Annotated in this window: 13 protein-coding genes; 9 read left to right on the forward strand and 4 right to left on the reverse strand. The window is 71.1% G+C overall.

Going from position 1 to position 15,407, the window contains the following annotated elements:
* Positions 1-124: 124 nt before the first annotated feature.
* Both ilvD and ACT4N7_RS23175 read right to left on the reverse strand, forming a co-directional pair.
* Positions 125-1,969: a dihydroxy-acid dehydratase gene (gene ilvD / locus ACT4N7_RS23170; protein ID WP_444830935.1), complete on the reverse strand. Its 1,845-nt coding sequence runs from the start codon at positions 1,967-1,969 to the stop codon at positions 125-127.
* Positions 1,970-2,057: 88 nt separating this feature from the next.
* Positions 2,058-2,477: a PH domain-containing protein gene (locus ACT4N7_RS23175; RefSeq protein WP_444830936.1), complete on the reverse strand. Its 420-nt coding sequence runs from the start codon at positions 2,475-2,477 to the stop codon at positions 2,058-2,060.
* Positions 2,478-2,778: 301 nt separating this feature from the next.
* Here ACT4N7_RS23175 and ACT4N7_RS23180 point away from each other — a divergent pair, with 301 nt between their 5' ends.
* From ACT4N7_RS23180 to ilvC, 3 genes are read left to right on the forward strand one after another with little or no spacing between them, the layout of a single operon-like run.
* A complete protein-coding gene (locus ACT4N7_RS23180) occupies positions 2,779-4,629 on the forward strand; it encodes an acetolactate synthase large subunit (protein ID WP_444830937.1) in 1,851 nt (616 codons plus the stop codon).
* A 2-nt stretch (positions 4,630-4,631) separates the two neighbouring features.
* Positions 4,632-5,138, forward strand: coding sequence for an acetolactate synthase small subunit (gene ilvN / locus ACT4N7_RS23185; RefSeq protein ID WP_444830938.1), 507 nt, complete (start codon positions 4,632-4,634; stop codon positions 5,136-5,138).
* Positions 5,139-5,172: 34 nt separating this feature from the next.
* Positions 5,173-6,186, forward strand: a complete 1,014-nt coding sequence (ilvC, locus tag ACT4N7_RS23190) for a ketol-acid reductoisomerase (protein ID WP_444830939.1) — start codon at positions 5,173-5,175, stop codon at positions 6,184-6,186.
* A 60-nt stretch (positions 6,187-6,246) separates the two neighbouring features.
* Here the strand turns inward: ilvC and ACT4N7_RS23195 are convergent, their stop codons facing one another.
* Positions 6,247-6,963, reverse strand: a complete 717-nt coding sequence (locus ACT4N7_RS23195; protein ID WP_444830940.1) for a hypothetical protein — start codon at positions 6,961-6,963, stop codon at positions 6,247-6,249.
* A gap of 117 nt (positions 6,964-7,080) precedes the next feature.
* On the opposite strand from ACT4N7_RS23195, the gene ACT4N7_RS23200 reads away from it, so the two are divergent.
* From ACT4N7_RS23200 to ACT4N7_RS23225, 6 genes are all read left to right on the forward strand, one after another.
* Positions 7,081-7,356 (forward strand): DUF397 domain-containing protein, encoded by a 276-nt coding sequence (locus ACT4N7_RS23200; protein WP_444830941.1) that lies wholly within the window; start codon positions 7,081-7,083, stop codon positions 7,354-7,356.
* Between the two features lie 1,442 nt (positions 7,357-8,798).
* On the forward strand, positions 8,799-10,397 hold the full coding sequence (gene serA, locus ACT4N7_RS23205) for a phosphoglycerate dehydrogenase (protein WP_444830942.1): 1,599 nt from the start codon (positions 8,799-8,801) through the stop codon (positions 10,395-10,397).
* A 217-nt stretch (positions 10,398-10,614) separates the two neighbouring features.
* On the forward strand, positions 10,615-11,652 hold the full coding sequence (locus tag ACT4N7_RS23210; protein WP_444830943.1) for a 3-isopropylmalate dehydrogenase: 1,038 nt from the start codon (positions 10,615-10,617) through the stop codon (positions 11,650-11,652).
* 277 nt (positions 11,653-11,929) lie between these two features.
* Complete coding sequence (gene cimA, locus ACT4N7_RS23215) at positions 11,930-13,594, forward strand: citramalate synthase (RefSeq protein ID WP_444830944.1); 1,665 nt, start codon at positions 11,930-11,932, stop codon at positions 13,592-13,594.
* Between the two features lie 30 nt (positions 13,595-13,624).
* The gene (locus ACT4N7_RS23220) at positions 13,625-14,224 is read left to right on the forward strand and encodes a lipoprotein (protein WP_444830945.1); all 600 of its coding nucleotides are present in this window, start codon (positions 13,625-13,627) and stop codon (positions 14,222-14,224) included.
* A gap of 20 nt (positions 14,225-14,244) precedes the next feature.
* A complete protein-coding gene (locus ACT4N7_RS23225; protein WP_444830946.1) occupies positions 14,245-15,015 on the forward strand; it encodes a fumarylacetoacetate hydrolase family protein in 771 nt (256 codons plus the stop codon).
* A gap of 137 nt (positions 15,016-15,152) precedes the next feature.
* Here the strand turns inward: ACT4N7_RS23225 and ACT4N7_RS23230 are convergent, their stop codons facing one another.
* Positions 15,153-15,407 (reverse strand): DUF397 domain-containing protein, encoded by a 255-nt coding sequence (locus tag ACT4N7_RS23230; RefSeq protein WP_444830947.1) that lies wholly within the window; start codon positions 15,405-15,407, stop codon positions 15,153-15,155.

Below are 15,407 nucleotides of genomic sequence, written 5' to 3' on the forward strand. Positions count from 1 at the left end.
GTCGGGGTGGGGGGCCGGGGGGCGGGCGGGGGGCGGGGCCGGGCCCCCGGGGTGGGTGGGCCGCTCGCCGCGCAACCGCGGGGGGCGGCGTGCGCCCAGCCCCACCGCGACCCTCGACGCATGTCTAGCGGGACGGATCGCGGACGGCGCCGGTGGACGCGTCCGTGGCCATCCGGGCATACGCGCGCAGCGCGGCCGTCACCGGGCGCACCCGGTCGACCGGCTGCCACGGCCGCTCACCGGCGTCCATCTTCGCCCGGCGCTCGGCCAGGATCTCCTGGCTCACCAACAGTTCCATCGTGCGCTCGTGCACGTCGATGCGGATCTGGTCGCCGTCGTGGACCAGGCCGATGGTGCCGCCGCCCGCGGCCTCCGGGGAGACGTGCCCGATGGCCAGCCCCGACGACCCGCCGGAGAACCGGCCGTCGGTGACCAGCGCGCACTTCTTGCCAAGGCCCGAGCCCTTGAGGAACGCCGTCGGGTGCAGCATCTCCTGCATGCCGGGGCCGCCCGCGGGCCCCTCGTAGCGCACCACGAGCACGTCGCCCGGCTGGATCTGCTTGCCCAGGATGACCGACACGGCCTGCTCCTGGCTCTCCACCACGCGCGCCGGGCCCTGGAAGGTGAACAGGTCCTCCTCGATGCCCGCGGACTTGATCACCGCACCCGCCTCGGCCAGATTCCCGTACAGCACGGCCAATCCGCCGTCGACGGTGTGGGCGTTGGCGACGTCGTGGATGCAGCCCGTCGCCGCGTCGGTGTCCAATGAGGACCATCGGTTCGAGGTGGAGAACGCCTGCGTGGTGCGGACTCCGCCCGGCGCGGCGTGGAACAGCTCGACCGCGGCCGCCGACGGTGCCTCGGCGCGAATGTCCCATTCGGACAGCCACTGCGCCAGCGACGGACTGTGTACCGAGTGCACGTCGGTGTTGAGCAGCCCACCCCGGTACAGCTCGCCCAGGATGGCGGGGATTCCGCCCGCGCGGTGCACGTCTTCCATGTGGTAGTCGGAGTTCGGCGACACCTTGGCCAGGCACGGGACCCGCCGGGAGATGGCGTCGATGTCGGCCAGGGTGAAGTCGATCTCGCCTTCCCGTGCGGCGGCGAGGATGTGCAGCACCGTGTTGGTGGACCCGCCCATCGCCATGTCCAGCGCCATCGCGTTCTCGAACGCCTTGCGGTTGGCGATCGAGCGCGGCAGCGCGGACTCGTCGTCGTTCTCGTACCAGCGGCGGCACAGCTCCACGACCGTCGTGCCCGCGCGGGTGAACAGGTCGCGTCGCGCGGTGTGCGTGGCCAGCGTGGAACCGTTGCCGGGCAAGGCGAGGCCGAGTGCCTCGGTGAGGCAGTTCATCGAGTTCGCGGTGAACATGCCCGAGCACGAACCGCAGGTGGGGCAGGCGGACCGTTCGACCTCGGTGAGCCCCTCGTCGTCCACCTCCGGGCTGGCCGACGCCGAGATCGCGGTGATCAGGTCGGTCGGCGCCTGCGCGACTCCGCCGACGACGACCGCCTTGCCCGCCTCCATCGGTCCACCCGAGACGAACACGACCGGGACGTTGAGCCGCAGCGCCGCGTTGAGCATGCCGGGGGTGATCTTGTCGCAGTTGGAGATGCAGACCAGCGCGTCGGCCTGGTGGGCGTTGACCATGTACTCGACCGCGTCGGCGATGATCTCCCGCGAGGGCAGCGAATAGAGCATCCCGCTGTGGCCCATCGCGATGCCGTCGTCCACGGCGATCGTGTGGAACTCCCTGGGCACCCCGCCCGCCACGCGGATCGCGTCGGCCACGATGTCGCCGAGGTCGCGCAGGTGCACGTGGCCGGGCACGAACTGGGTGTAGGAGTTGGCGATCGCCACGATGGGCTTGCCGAAGTCCGAGTCGGTCATGCCGGTGGCGCGCCAGAGCGCGCGGGCTCCGGCGGCGTTGCGGCCGTGGGTCGTGGTGCGGGAGCGCAGCGCGGGCACGGCTCCTCCAATGTCGTTCTCGTATCGCGAATCTGGCGGCTGCGACGCCGGGTGGGCGCCGGACAAGCGGGGAGCGGTGCCCGCCAGGCTACTCCGCCGCGGGGGCCTCGTCCTCGGTAGGCGCCGCGGTGGGGTCGTCCAGTCGACCGCCGCTGACCAGCGCCAGCGCGGGCAGGTGGCGCACCCGCACGGACGGCAGCGCGACCTCGGTGTCGTCGTCGAGCACCGCGCGCACGCCCGCGCGCTTGGTCAACCGCAGGCTCTTGAGCGCGGACCACGGCAACGCGCGGCTGGTGAACACCTGGCGCACCCGGAGGCCGTCGGCGTCGGCGGTGGTGCGCACCCGCAGCACCCACACCACGGCCGCGAGTGGCACGAGGTAGATCGCCGCCAGCCCCGGCGCGGCGAACGCCACCGGCGTCGCGCCGACCGCGAACAGCAGCGCGGCGAGCGCCGCGATGGCCGGAATTCGGAACACGAGTCGGGACGGAACCTGGTGCTCTGACACCCTTAGATGGTGCACCCCGGCGGCATCGGCCCGGCGCCCGGGGCCGCCGACGGTGTCCACTATCCGGGAACGCCGTCCCGCAGAGTTGACGCTCTACCCCGAACGCACTAACGTCAGCCGCGTGCCCGCACACCTGATTCTCGTACTTCCCACGCGCGTTCGACGCTGACGGAAGACTCGCCAGCAATCGAACGCGCGACCCTCGTACGGCCTTTGTCGGTCGGCGGGGGTTTTTTCGTGCCCAGGGCTCAAATTCCGAACCCCGACACCCAGTCCACGAGACACCCACGAGGCAGAACCGATGACCAGCGCAACATCGCGGCCGACCACGGCCGCAGCGAACTCTGGGCAGGCGTCTGCGGCTGTGACCGCACAGCCTGGCCGCCCCAAGCCGACCCCGCCGTCCGGCATTCCCGTCCGGGTGACCGGTGCGCAGTCGCTCGTCCGGTCGCTGGAGGCGGTAGGCGTCGAGGTGGTCTTCGGCATTCCCGGCGGCACCATCCTGCCCGCCTACGACCCGCTGCTCGACTCGACCAAGCTGCGCCACGTGCTGGTGCGCCACGAGCAGGGCGCGGGCCACGCCGCCACCGGATACGCGCAGGCCACCGGCAAGGTCGGCGTGTGCATGGCCACCTCCGGCCCGGGCGCGACCAACCTGGTCACCCCGCTCGCCGACGCCAACATGGACTCGGTGCCCGTCGTCGCCATCACCGGCCAGCAGAGCCGCGCGCTGATCGGCACCGACGCGTTCCAGGAAGCCGACATCTGCGGCATCACGCTGCCGATCACCAAGCACAACTTCCTGGTCATCGACGCGGTCGACATCCCGCGCACGATCGCCGAGGCGTTCCACCTCGCCAAGACCGGCCGCCCCGGCCCGGTGCTCGTCGACATCCCCAAGGACGTCCTGCAGGAGATGACGTCGTTCTCCTGGCCGCCCGAGCTGCGGCTGCCCGGCTACCGGCCGACCACGCGCCCGCACGGCAAGCAGGTTCGCGAGGCCGCGAAGCTGATCTGCGCGGCCAAGCGGCCCGTGCTTTACGTCGGCGGCGGCGTCATCAAGGCGCACGCCTCGGCCGAGCTGCGCGAACTGGCCGAGCTGACCGGCATCCCGGTCGTCACCACGCTGATGGCGCGCGGCGCGTTTCCCGACTCGCACCCGCAGCACCTGGGCATGCCCGGCATGCACGGCACCGTGCCCGCCGTCGGCGCGATGCAGCGCGCCGACCTGCTGGTCGCCCTCGGCGCCCGGTTCGACGACCGGGTCACCGGCCAGCTCAGCTCGTTCGCGCCCGACGCGGCCATCGTGCACGCCGACATCGACCCGGCCGAGATATCCAAGAACCGCCGCGCGGACGTGCCGATCGTGGGCGACTGCAAGGAGATCCTGGTCGAACTGATCGCCGCGGTGCGGACCGAGCGCGCTCAGGGGGTCGCCGACCTCAAGCCGTGGTGGGCCACCCTCGACACCTGGCGCGAGACGTTCCCGCTGGGCTACGAGTGGCCGTCGGACGGGACGCTGGCGCCGCAGTACGTGATCGAGCGCATCGGCGCCATCGCGGGCCCCGACGCCATCTACACCGCGGGCGTCGGCCAGCACCAGATGTGGGCCGCGCAGCACATCCGCTACGAGAAGCCGGGCACCTGGCTCAACTCCGGCGGCCTCGGCACCATGGGCTACGCCGTGCCCGCCGCGATGGGCGCCAAGTTCGGCAAGCCCGACACCGTCGTCTGGGCCATCGACGGCGACGGCTGTTTCCAGATGACGAACCAGGAACTGGCCACCTGTGCCATCGAGGGCGCGCCCATCAAGGTCGCGGTCATCAACAACGGCAACCTCGGCATGGTCCGCCAGTGGCAGAACCTGTTCTACTCGGGCCGCTACTCCCAGACCGACCTTGGTACGCACAAGCACCGCATCCCCGACTTCACCCTGCTCGCCGAGGCGCTGGGCTGCGCGGGATTGCGCTGCGAGACCAGGGAAGACGTCGACTCGACCATCCACCGCGCCATGGAGATCAACGACCGCCCGGTCGTCGTGGACTTCGTGGTGGGCAAGGACGCCCAGGTGTGGCCGATGGTCGCGGCGGGCACGGGCAACGACCACATCATGGCCGCGCGCGGCATCCGCCCGCTGTTCGACGAGGAATGATCATGAGCAAACACACGCTGAGCGTGCTGGTCGAGAACAAGCCGGGTGTGCTGGCCCGCGTCGCCGGGCTGTTCTCCCGGCGCAGCTTCAACATCGAGTCCCTCGCCGTCGGCCCGACGGAGAACCCGGACGTGTCCAGGATGACGATCGTGGTCGCCGTGGACGAGTTGCCGCTGGAGCAGGTCACCAAGCAGCTCAACAAGCTCATCAACGTCATCAAGATCGTCGAGCTGGACCCGGCGATCGCGGTGCAGCGCGAACTGCTGCTGGTCAAGGTGCGCGCCGACGCCACCGTGCGCAGCCAGGTGCTGGAGACGGTGCAACTGTTCCGCGCCAAGGTGGTCGACGTCTCGCCGGAGGCGCTGACCATCGAGGCCACCGGCACCGCGGACAAGATCGAGGCGCTGCTGCGGATGCTGGAGCCCTTCGGCGTGCGCGAGATGGTGCAGTCCGGCATGGTCGCCATCGGCCGCGGACCCCGCTCCATCACCGCGACGGCAGTTCGTTAACCCACAGTTTCCGAGGAAGGAAGTACAGAGCACCATGTCCGTCGAGATCTTCTACGACGCCGACGCCGACCTGAGCATCATCCAGGGACGCAAGGTGGCGGTCATCGGTTACGGCAGCCAGGGCCACGCGCACGCGCTGAGCCTGCGCGATTCCGGTGTGGACGTCCGAATAGGACTCCCGGAGGGCTCCAAGTCCCGCGCCAAGGCCGAGGAGCAGGGCCTGCGCGTGCTCACCCCGGCGGCGGCGTCGGCGGAGGCCGACCTGATCATGCTGCTCGCGCCGGACACCAAGCAGCGCTTCATCTACACCGACGACATCGAGCCGAACCTCGCCGACGGCGACGCGCTGTTCTTCGGGCACGGCTTCAACATCCGCTACGACCTGATCAAGCCGCCCGCGAACATCGACGTCGCCATGGTCGCCCCCAAGGGACCCGGCCACCTCGTGCGCCGCCAGTTCGTCGACGGCAAGGGCGTGCCCGCGCTCATCGCCGTCGAGCAGGACGCCACCGGCGGCGCCCAGGCGCTCGCGCTGTCCTACGCGGCGGCCATCGGCGGCGCCCGCGCCGGGGTCATCAAGACCACGTTCACCGAGGAGACCGAGACCGACCTGTTCGGCGAGCAGGCCGTGCTCTGCGGCGGCGCGTCCGCGTTGGTGCAGACCGGTTTCGAGGTGCTGACCGAGGCGGGCTACGCCCCGGAGATCGCCTACTTCGAGGTGCTGCACGAGCTCAAGCTCATCGTCGACCTGATGTACGAGGGCGGCATCGCGCGGCAGCGCTACTCGGTGTCCGACACCGCCGAGTACGGCGACCTCACCCGCGGCCCGCGCGTCATCACGCCCGCGGTCAAGGCGGAGATGCAGAAGATCCTCGGCGAGATCCAGGACGGCACGTTCGCCCGCGAATGGGTCGCCGAGGACGAGAACGGCCGCCAGAACTACCGCAGGCTCCAGGAAGAGGGCGCGAAGCACCCGATCGAGGAGACCGGCAAGAAGCTGCGCGGCCTGATGTCGTGGGTCGACCGGCCGATCACCGAGACGGCCTGAGACTTGTCCGATAGGGGTGGCCCGTGGCGTTCGCCGCCGCGGGCCACTCCGCCGTGCGGCTCAGAAGTCCGGCCTGGTGCGCAGCGTGATGAGCGCCTCCGGGGCGAGGTCCGGGGCGAACGAATAGCCCGGAAACCCGCCCCACGCAACGGATTCCCGCAGGTACCCGACCAGCGTCACCCCGGGTCTGCCCGCGACGCCGTGCAGCACCGGGTCGGCGACGGCGTCGGGCAGGTCGATGTCGTGCGTGGCGCCGCTGATGTTCGCCTTGTGCAGTTCGTCCGGCGCCAGCGCGAACGCGAAGTGGGCCGGGTCCGCACACTGCTCCCACTCGTAGCCGAGGTAGTAGGCGTTGCCCAGGCACAGCGGGTCGGGGAACTCCGGGCCCGGCGGCATCGACCGCGGCGCGGGCTGCTGGTGGTAGGTCAGGTACAGGGCCGGGCAGTCGCCCGCGAACCACACCTCGCCCACCCGACGCAGACACGCCTCCAGCGCCGCGGGCAACGCCCCGATCTTGTCCACGAGCAGGTCGACCAGGGTGTCGTCCGCGTCGGTCGGCGGCTGATGCGCGGCGACGAGGCGGTCGGCGGACACCCAGCCCAGTTCGGGCAGCGCCGCCGCGATCCGCGCCACATGCTGCGCGACCCGGATCATCGTCTCGTCCGCCACCGCGCCCGCGTCCTCGGCGAGGTGGCCGGGAATGGGGCCGAGCGCACGCAGGTCGTCCCAGACGGCCTCGTGCTCGCCGCGCAGATAGCGCAGGTAATACGAACTCACGACCCATACGCTACGCAGCGCGATCGTTCGACGGCCGTAGCGACACGGTGCGTGTGTCGTCGCCGGTAGCCTGCGGTATACCTGGTCGTCGAAATATCGGACACGCAAGGAGACGTGATGGAAAGCGCCCCCATCTACGACGACAAGGCCGAGGTTCGTGGCAACCTCGACCTGACCAAGGCCGAGTGGCAGCGCGCCGCCGAGCCCGACGCCGACCCCGACGGCGAGTACGTCGAGATCGCGTTCGTCCCGCACACCGACGGCAAGACCTACATCGCCATGCGCAACTCCAAGTACACCGGCCCGGACGACACCGTGCTCGTCTTCACCGAGTCCGAGTGGGACGCCTTCGTCGAGGGCGCCAAGGCGGGCGAGTTCGACGAGCCGTGGTGACCGGCCCGGACGGGCCGTCCGGGACCGACCGGGAAGACCTCGCCGGATCGGGTGAACCGGCGTGGATCGAGCCCGAGTCGGCTCCCCACTGGGACCCGCCCTTGCGGCGGTCCGCTGACGGCACCGTGTCCGGGACTCTGGAAACCCCGGCGGAGCAGGCTCGCGCAGCGTGGACTCCGCCGGGGCAGCCGCCGCCCGCCGCGCAGGCACGACCGCCTGCGCAGGCTGGTGGCCCATTCGTGCAGCGGCCCCGGATGCCGGATCCACCTGCGACCGGTCACCCGCGGTCGTCCGCTGCCATGCGGGCACCGCACCATCCAGCCGCCGCCCCGCCTTCGGGCGCGCCGCAGCCGGAGTCCGCCGGGCACCCCCGGCAGCAGAGTTCGGCCGGGTCGGGTCCCCCGGGGCCACAGTCCGCGAGTCAGGTGCGGCAGGCGTCGGCTGCCAGTCGTGTGCAGCCGGAGTCCGCCGGGCGTCCTCCGCACCAGCCTTCGGCCGGGTCGCGGTCGCAGGTCCACTCGGAGACCGTCGGACACCAGCCCTCGGGCGGGATGCAGGCGCCTGCGGGACGCCCTCAGCCGCCTGCCTTCCCCCAGCGCACCCCGATGTCGGGACCGGCAGGCGCCACGGACTCGCAGCGCACGCCGCTCCCCGCTCCGCCAGGCCCAGCGCCCCACCAGGCCGCGCAGTCGATGCCAGGCCACGGGCAGCCACCCCACACCGGCAACCTGCCCAGGCCACCCGCGACAACCGACCCGGCTCCGTCGCGACCGGCAGGCGCACCCCCAGGTGCCCCGTCGAGTCCGCGACCCGGCGCGGGCGCACCGCAGGGGCCGAACCCACCCGACCGGCACCCGGTCGCACCGCAGCGGCAGCCGCCCGGCCAGCACGTGACCGGACCACAGCACCCTGGCGGACTGCCGCAGCCACTCGCACCCGAGCGGCATGCGGCCACCCCCGGCCGACAGCCGTCCGGCCCTCCAAACCCCTCCGGCTCCCCAAACCCCTCCGGTCAGCCACACCCGACCGGGCCCCCACACCTCACCGGGCCGCAACACCAGCCACCCGCCCTGCGGCCACCGCGAGTCCAGGCGCCGCTCCCCGCCGCCGGGTTCGGGCCCGGCGGCTTCGGCCCCACCGGTTCCGGCGGCTACTCGACCGGCGTCACCCCCGTCCCGATCCGCCCTGCCCCCGAAGAGTTCGTCGTGCCCAAGGAGCCCGAGCGGCGCAGGCCGTCCTACCTCGTCGAGGGGGACGACGACGAGATGTTCGGCAACGACGAGTTCACCGCGCCGCCGGTGATCGGCGAATGAGCTGACCGAAACCTGACATGTCACCTGTCTCACCCCTGGGTTGAACGGTTCAGTGGCAGTCATAGACTCTTCGCGACCCGGTTACAGCGCGGTAACCGCCACCCAGCGTCCTGACCCTGGAGTCGCAGCGTGTCCACTTCGAGCCGTCCCGTCGTCCTCATCGCCGAGAAGCTCGCGCCGTCCGTGCTGGAGGTGTTCGGCGACGAGATCGAGGTCCGCCACGTCGACGGCACCGACCGGCCCGCCCTGCTCGCCGCCGTTGTCGACGCCGACGCGCTGCTCGTGCGGTCGGCGACGCAGGTCGATGCCGAGGTGCTCAAGGCAAGCGACAGGCTCAAGGTCGTCGCCCGCGCGGGTGTGGGGCTCGACAACGTCGAGGTGCCCGCCGCCACCGACCGGGGTGTGCTGGTGGTGAACGCGCCGACGTCGAACATCGTCTCGGCGGCCGAGCACGCGGTGGCGCTGCTGCTGGCCGTGGCCCGCCAGGTGCCCGACGCGCACGCCACGCTGCAGGGCGGGCAGTGGAAGCGCAGCGCGTTCTCGGGTGTGGAGCTGCAGGGCAAGACGGTCGGCGTGGTCGGACTCGGCAAGATCGGCCAGCTCTTCGCCCAGCGGCTCGCCGCGTTCGGCACCACGCTCATCGCCTACGACCCGTACGCGTCGGCCGCGCGCGCCGCGCAGTTGGGCATCGAGCTGGTGGACCTCGACGAGCTGCTCGGCCGCGCCGACGTGATCTCGGTCCACCTGCCCAAGACCCCCGAGACCAAGGGCCTGTTCAACGCCGAGGCGCTCGCCAAGACCAAGAAGGGCGTCATCATCGTCAACGCCGCGCGCGGCGGCCTCGTCGACGAGCAGGCGCTGGCCGACGCGGTCCGGTCGGGCCAGGTGCGCGGCGCGGGCGTCGACGTGTTCATCACCGAGCCCACCACGTCGAGCCCGTTGTTCGGTGTGCCCGGCATCGTGGTGACCCCGCACCTCGGCGCGTCCACCAGCGAGGCGCAGGACCGCGCGGGCACCGACGTGGCCCGCTCCGTGCTGCTCGCCCTGCGCGGCGAGTTCGTGCCGGACGCGGTCAACGTGGCCTCCGGCGGCGTTGTCGGCGAGGAAGTCCGCCCATACCTGCCGCTCACCCAGAAGCTGGGCACGGTGCTGTCCGCGCTGAGCCGCAAGGCGCCTACCTCGATCACCGTGCTCGTCCGCGGTGAACTGTCCACTGAGGACGTCTCGATCCTGCCGCTGGCCGCGCTGCGCGGGGTTTTCGCGGGCCTCGTCGAGGACCAGGTGACGTTCGTGAACGCGCCGCGGCTCGCCGAGGACCTCGGGGTCACGGTCGAGCTGACCAAGGAGTCCGAAAGCGCCAACCACCGCAGCCTGGTGACGCTGCGCGCGGTCTACCCCGACGGCGACTCGATGACCGTCAGCGGCACGCTGTCCGGCCTGGCCCAGGTCCAGAAGATCGTCGAGGTCAACGGCAGGCACTTCGACCTGCGCGCCGAGGGCGACGTGCTGCTGCTGGAGTACCCGGACCGCCCCGGCGTCATGGGCACGGTCGGCACGCTGCTCGGCGAGGCGGGGGTCAACATCGACGCCGCGCAGATCAGCCAGACCACCGAGGGCACCGACGCGGTCATGCTGCTGCGGGTCGGCCGCGCGGTGGACCAGTCGGTGCTGGAGTCCATCGGCGCGGCGGTCGGCGCCGCGATCGTGCGCTCGATCGACTTCGGCTGAGCGTCCACGGACTGGGACGCGCTCCCGCCGGGCCATGGTGCCCGGAACGGTTGGTCGACAACCGATCCGGGCACCGTTCGGGTACTTTCGCGGCCGCAGGCGGGGTCAAGACCACCCAGAGGGGTGGTGAGATGCGGCTACCGGGCGAGTTCCCGGTAGCCTTCGTTCGTCTACCAGGCCCTAGTCAGTTCGGGCCGATACTCCGGGAGGTGTGTGCATGCGGCTCGCGGTGATCCCAGGTGACGGGATCGGGCCGGAAGTCATCGCTGAGGCACTGAAGGTGCTCGGCGAGGTCGCTCCGACCGCGGAGATCACCCGCTACGACCTCGGCGCGGCGAGGTGGCACGCGACGGGGGAGCTGCTGCCGGAGTCGGTGCTCGGCGAACTGCGGGGCCACGACGCCATCCTGCTCGGCGCGGTCGGCGACCCGTCGGTGCCCAGCGGCATCCTGGAGCGCGGCCTGCTGCTGCGGCTGCGGTTCGAGCTCGACCACCACGTCAACCTGCGCCCGGCCCGGCTCTACCCGGGGGTGAAGAGTCCGCTCAGCGAGCCCGGCGAGATCGACATGATCGTGGTCCGCGAGGGCACGGAAGGGCTCTACGCAGGCAATGGCGGACTGTTGCGAAAGGACACTCCGCACGAGATCGCCACCGAGGTGAGCGTCAACACCTCCTACGGCGTCGAGCGGGTCGTCCGCGACGCCTTCAGGCGCGCGTCGGCTCGGCCGCGCAGGCACCTCACCCTGGTGCACAAGACGAACGTCCTCACCCACGCCGGTTCGCTGTGGTCGCGCGTGGTCGAGGAGGTGTCGCTGCAGCACCCCGAGGTCACGGTCGCCTACCAGCACGTGGACGCCACCACGATCCACATGGTCACCGACCCGAGCCGGTTCGACGTCATCGTCACCGACAACCTCTTCGGCGACATCCTGACCGACCTCGCGGCCGCGGTGACCGGCGGCATCGGGCTCGCGGCCAGCGGCAACCTGGACATCACGCGGCGCAACCCGAGCATGTTCGAGCCGGTGCACGGCAGCGCGCCGGACATCGCTGGGCAGGGCGCGGCGGACCCGACGGCGGCCGTGCTGTCGGTGGCGCTGCTGCTCGACCACCTCGGCGAATCGGAGCCTGCCCGGCGGATCGAGGCGTCGGTCGCGTTCGACCTGGCGACCCGCGACCACCAGTCCCCGGGCGGCACGTTCGCAGTCGGGGACCGCCTGGCGGCCCTGGTCTCGTCGAACGTCAAGACGGGCTAGCGGTCGGCACAACCAGGGCGAAGGCCACCTCCCCACAGGGAGGTGGCCTTCGCCGTTTCCCGCCAGTTGGGAGGTTCTGTCCGTGAGTTGGTATGCCGAAGTCCACTGTGGCACGATCCCTGGCATGGCCGTTTTCGCCGTGATCATTATTGATGAGCGCGCTGGGTAGCTGTTTCCCACTCCCAGCGCGCAGACCTCTCGCAGCCCAGCGGGGGGTCTTTTTTGTATTCCCAGGCACCTTTCCCGGCCGCGACCGGACCCGACGAGGAGCATTCCCGTGACCCGCACGACGCCCGCAGGCACGCCGCTCGGCGACTCCTTCCACGTCTACGACACCACCCTGCGCGACGGCGCCCAGCGGGAGGGCATCTCGTACTCGGTGGCCGACAAGCTGGCCGTGGCGCGGCTGCTCGACGGGCTCGGCGTGGGGTTCATCGAGGGCGGCTGGCCGGGCGCGATGCCCAAGGACACCGAGTTCTTCGCCCGCGCGGCGAGTGAGTTGCGGCTCAAGCATGCCGTCCTGGTCGCGTTCGGGTCGACGCGCCGCGCGGGCACCACGGCGGCGCGGGACCCGCAGGTCAGGGCACTGCTGGACGCCCAGGCGTCGGTGGTGACGTTGGTGGCGAAGTCCGACCGCAGGCACATCGAGTTGGCGCTGCGCACCGACGTGGCCGAGGCCGCGGAGATGGTCCGCGACACGGTGGCGTTCCTCGTCGCCGAGGGCAGGCGGGTGTTCCTCGACGCCGAGCACTTCTTCGACGGGTACGCCTTCGACCCCGACTGCGCGCTGCGGGTGCTCGGGGCCGCCGCGGAGGCGGGCGCGGACGTCCTCGTCCTCTGCGACACCAACGGCGGGCAGTTGCCGCTCGGCCTGGCCGACACCGTCGGCGAGGTCGTCGCCCGCACCGGTTTCCGGGTGGGCATCCACTGTCAGGACGACACTTCCTGCGCGGTGGCCAACACCATCGCGGCGGTGCAGGCGGGCGCGAGCCACGTCCAGTGCACCGCCAACGGTTACGGCGAACGGGCGGGCAACGCCGACCTGTTCGCCGTGCTCGGGAATCTCGTGACCAAGCTCGGCATGCCGGTGCTACCCGCCGACGCCATGACCGAGCTGACCCGCGTCTCCCATGCCCTTGCCGAGATCGCGAACATCGCCCCCGACACCCACAAGGCATACGTCGGGTTGTCGGCCTTCGCCCACAAGGCGGGCCTGCACGCGAGCGCGATCAAGGTCGATCCGGTGCTGTACAACCACATCGACCCGACGATCGTCGGCAACGGCATGCGGGTGCTGGTCACCGAGATGGCCGGCCGGGCCAGCCTGGAGCTCAAGGGACATGAGCTGGGCGTGGACCTGGCCGGCAGGCCCGACGCGGTCAACAGCGCGCTGCGCAAGGTGAAGGAGCTGGAGGCGCGCGGCTGGTCGTTCGAGGCGGCCGACGCGTCGCTGGAGCTGTTGCTGCGCGGCGAGATCGCCGACGCCGAGCCCGCGGACATCCGCACGCCGTTCGAGCTGGAGTCGTATCGGGTCATCCTCGACCACCGGCTCGACGGCGAGGTGGTGTCGGAGGCGACGGTGAAGGTGCACGTCGCGGGTCAACGGGTGATCGCCACGGCGGAGGGCAACGGCCCCGTGCACGCGCTGGACGCGGCGCTGCGCCGGGCGCTGGTGCCGCACCTGCCGTGGCTCGACGAGGTCGAGCTGACCGACTACAAGGTCAGGATTCTGACTTCCGGTGGCGGTCCGCGTGCAACCGAACACGGCACCGATGCCGTCACCAGGGTGTTGGTGCAGTCCACGGACCACGAGCTCGAATGGACCACGGTCGGTGTGCACGGCAACATCGTCGAGGCGAGCTGGCTCGCCCTGTGCGATGCGCTGGCGCACAAGGCCATGCGGGTCCGGTCCGGGGTGCCCACCGGCGGCCTGCGACCGTAGGCCGGTGCAGGCGTCGAGGGAGGCCGTCGGGTGCGTCGGATTCGGGAGTTCGCCGGGATCGTGCTGGTGGCGGCCGCGGTGACCGCGTGTGCGGGCAACGGCCCACCGGCGGCCAGTGGCTCGTCCGACCCGCCGACCAGCGCGGCGCCCGCACCGGATGTGTGGAATGCGGACGTGCGAGCCGCGGTGGGTGCGCGGCGCGTCGGCACGCCGCAGTCCTGTCCGATGCCGTTCGCCTTCGACATTGCCGAAGGCTGGCAGCCCCAGCTCCCTGCCGCCGACCCGCGCGACGGGCTTGAGTCCGCCTGCGCGATCACCTCTGCCGCGGGCCAGGTCCGAGTCTGGATCGGCAGTGACTCGGGTAGTTCGCCGCGCGGCGCGCTGGAGCGGTTCCTGCAGGGCGAGGGCGTCATCTCCGACCCGCAGTACCGGGACTCGCCGGTGGGCAAGGGTTCCGGTGTCGAGTTGACGTACGCGAAGTCGGACGCGCAGCGCGGCAGGGCGTTCGCGCTCGCGACGCCGCTGCGCACGATCGTCGTGTCGGTCGGGGCGGAGAGCCCGGCCGAGTACGCGAAAGTGCTGCCCGGCTACCTGCTCGCCAAGGAGAGCCTCACGGCGGTCGAGCGGTGAGCGTTGTTTAGGGTGGGCCTGTGCGTATCGCTCGAATTGCCCACCCCGACGGCGTCGCGTTCGTCTCCGTCGAGGGCGACGGTGCCGACCAGGTCGCGGCGGAGATCGCCGAGCACCCGTTCGGCAACCCGACGTTCACCGGCCGCCGCTGGCCGCTGGCCGACACCCGGCTGCTCGCCCCGATCCTGCCGACGAAGGTCGTGTGTGTAGGCAAGAACTACGCCGACCACGTCAAGGAGATGGGCGGGGAGGCGCCCGCGAACCCGGTCATCTTCATGAAGCCGTCCACCACGATCATCGGCCCGAGCGCGGTGATCAAGCTGCCCGCCGATTCGTCCAGAGTGGACTTCGAGGGCGAACTGGCCGCGGTCGTCGGGATGCCGTGCCGCGATGTCCCGGCCGCGCGGGCGAAGGACGTGATTCTCGGCTACACCATCGCCAACGACGTCACCGCGCGCGACCAGCAACAGGCCGATGGCCAGTGGACCCGCGCCAAGGGCCACGACACCTTCTGCCCGCTGGGCCCGTGGATCGACACCTCGCTAGACCCGGCCGACCTCGCCATCCAGACCACTTTGGACGGTGCGGTGCAGCAGGATTCGCGCACTTCACTGCTCCTGCACGACATCCCGAAACTGGTGGAGTGGATCTCCCGGGTGATGACCCTGCTCCCGGGCGACGTCATCCTGACCGGCACCCCGGCGGGCGTCGCCCCGATGACGGCGGGCCAGACGGTGTCGGTGTCGATCGAGGGCCTCGGCACCCTGACCAACCCGATCGCCAACCGCTGAACCGATTGCGCCCCCCAACTACAACCCCCACCCATCCACTGGGGGATCGGCCCTGCGCCAGTCTATCGGTGGTGTGGGGGTGGGGGTAGGGGGCGGCTGAACCTGTGGATGGTTGTGCGCCTTGTGGATGGCTGCGGTCAGACCCGGCGCAGCAGGGTGTGGAAGGACTCCGTCGGGAAGGCCAACACCGGCCCGTCTGAGTTCTTGGAGTCCCGCGCCGCCACCCGATTGGCGACGATGGCCAGCTCGATGCAGTCGCCATTGTTGGTGCTGTGGCTGCTCTTGATCCACCGCGTGCCCGCCGCAAGGAAGGCGAGTTCGACGCAGACTCCGTTGTTGGTGCTGAAGCTGCTCTTGATCCACCGGGCGGTGCGCAGGTCGGGGGCGGACAT

Origin of the sequence: Actinokineospora sp. (assembly GCF_052390155.1) — a bacterium.
GTDB lineage: Bacteria > Actinomycetota > Actinomycetes > Mycobacteriales > Pseudonocardiaceae > Actinokineospora.

Bases quoted from the DNA above. Each gene is read 5' to 3' on its own strand.
- ACT4N7_RS23180 (WP_444830937.1), top strand. From the start codon at position 2,779: ATGACCAGCGCAACATCGCGGCCGACCACGGCCGCAGCGAACTCTGGG.
- ilvN (WP_444830938.1), top strand. From the start codon at position 4,632: ATGAGCAAACACACGCTGAGCGTGCTGGTCGAGAACAAGCCGGGTGTG.
- ilvC (WP_444830939.1), top strand. From the start codon at position 5,173: ATGTCCGTCGAGATCTTCTACGACGCCGACGCCGACCTGAGCATCATC.
- ACT4N7_RS23200 (WP_444830941.1), top strand. From the start codon at position 7,081: ATGGAAAGCGCCCCCATCTACGACGACAAGGCCGAGGTTCGTGGCAAC.
- ACT4N7_RS23210 (WP_444830943.1), top strand. From the start codon at position 10,615: ATGCGGCTCGCGGTGATCCCAGGTGACGGGATCGGGCCGGAAGTCATC.
- ACT4N7_RS23230 (WP_444830947.1), bottom strand. From the start codon at position 15,407: ATGTCCGCCCCCGACCTGCGCACCGCCCGGTGGATCAAGAGCAGCTTC.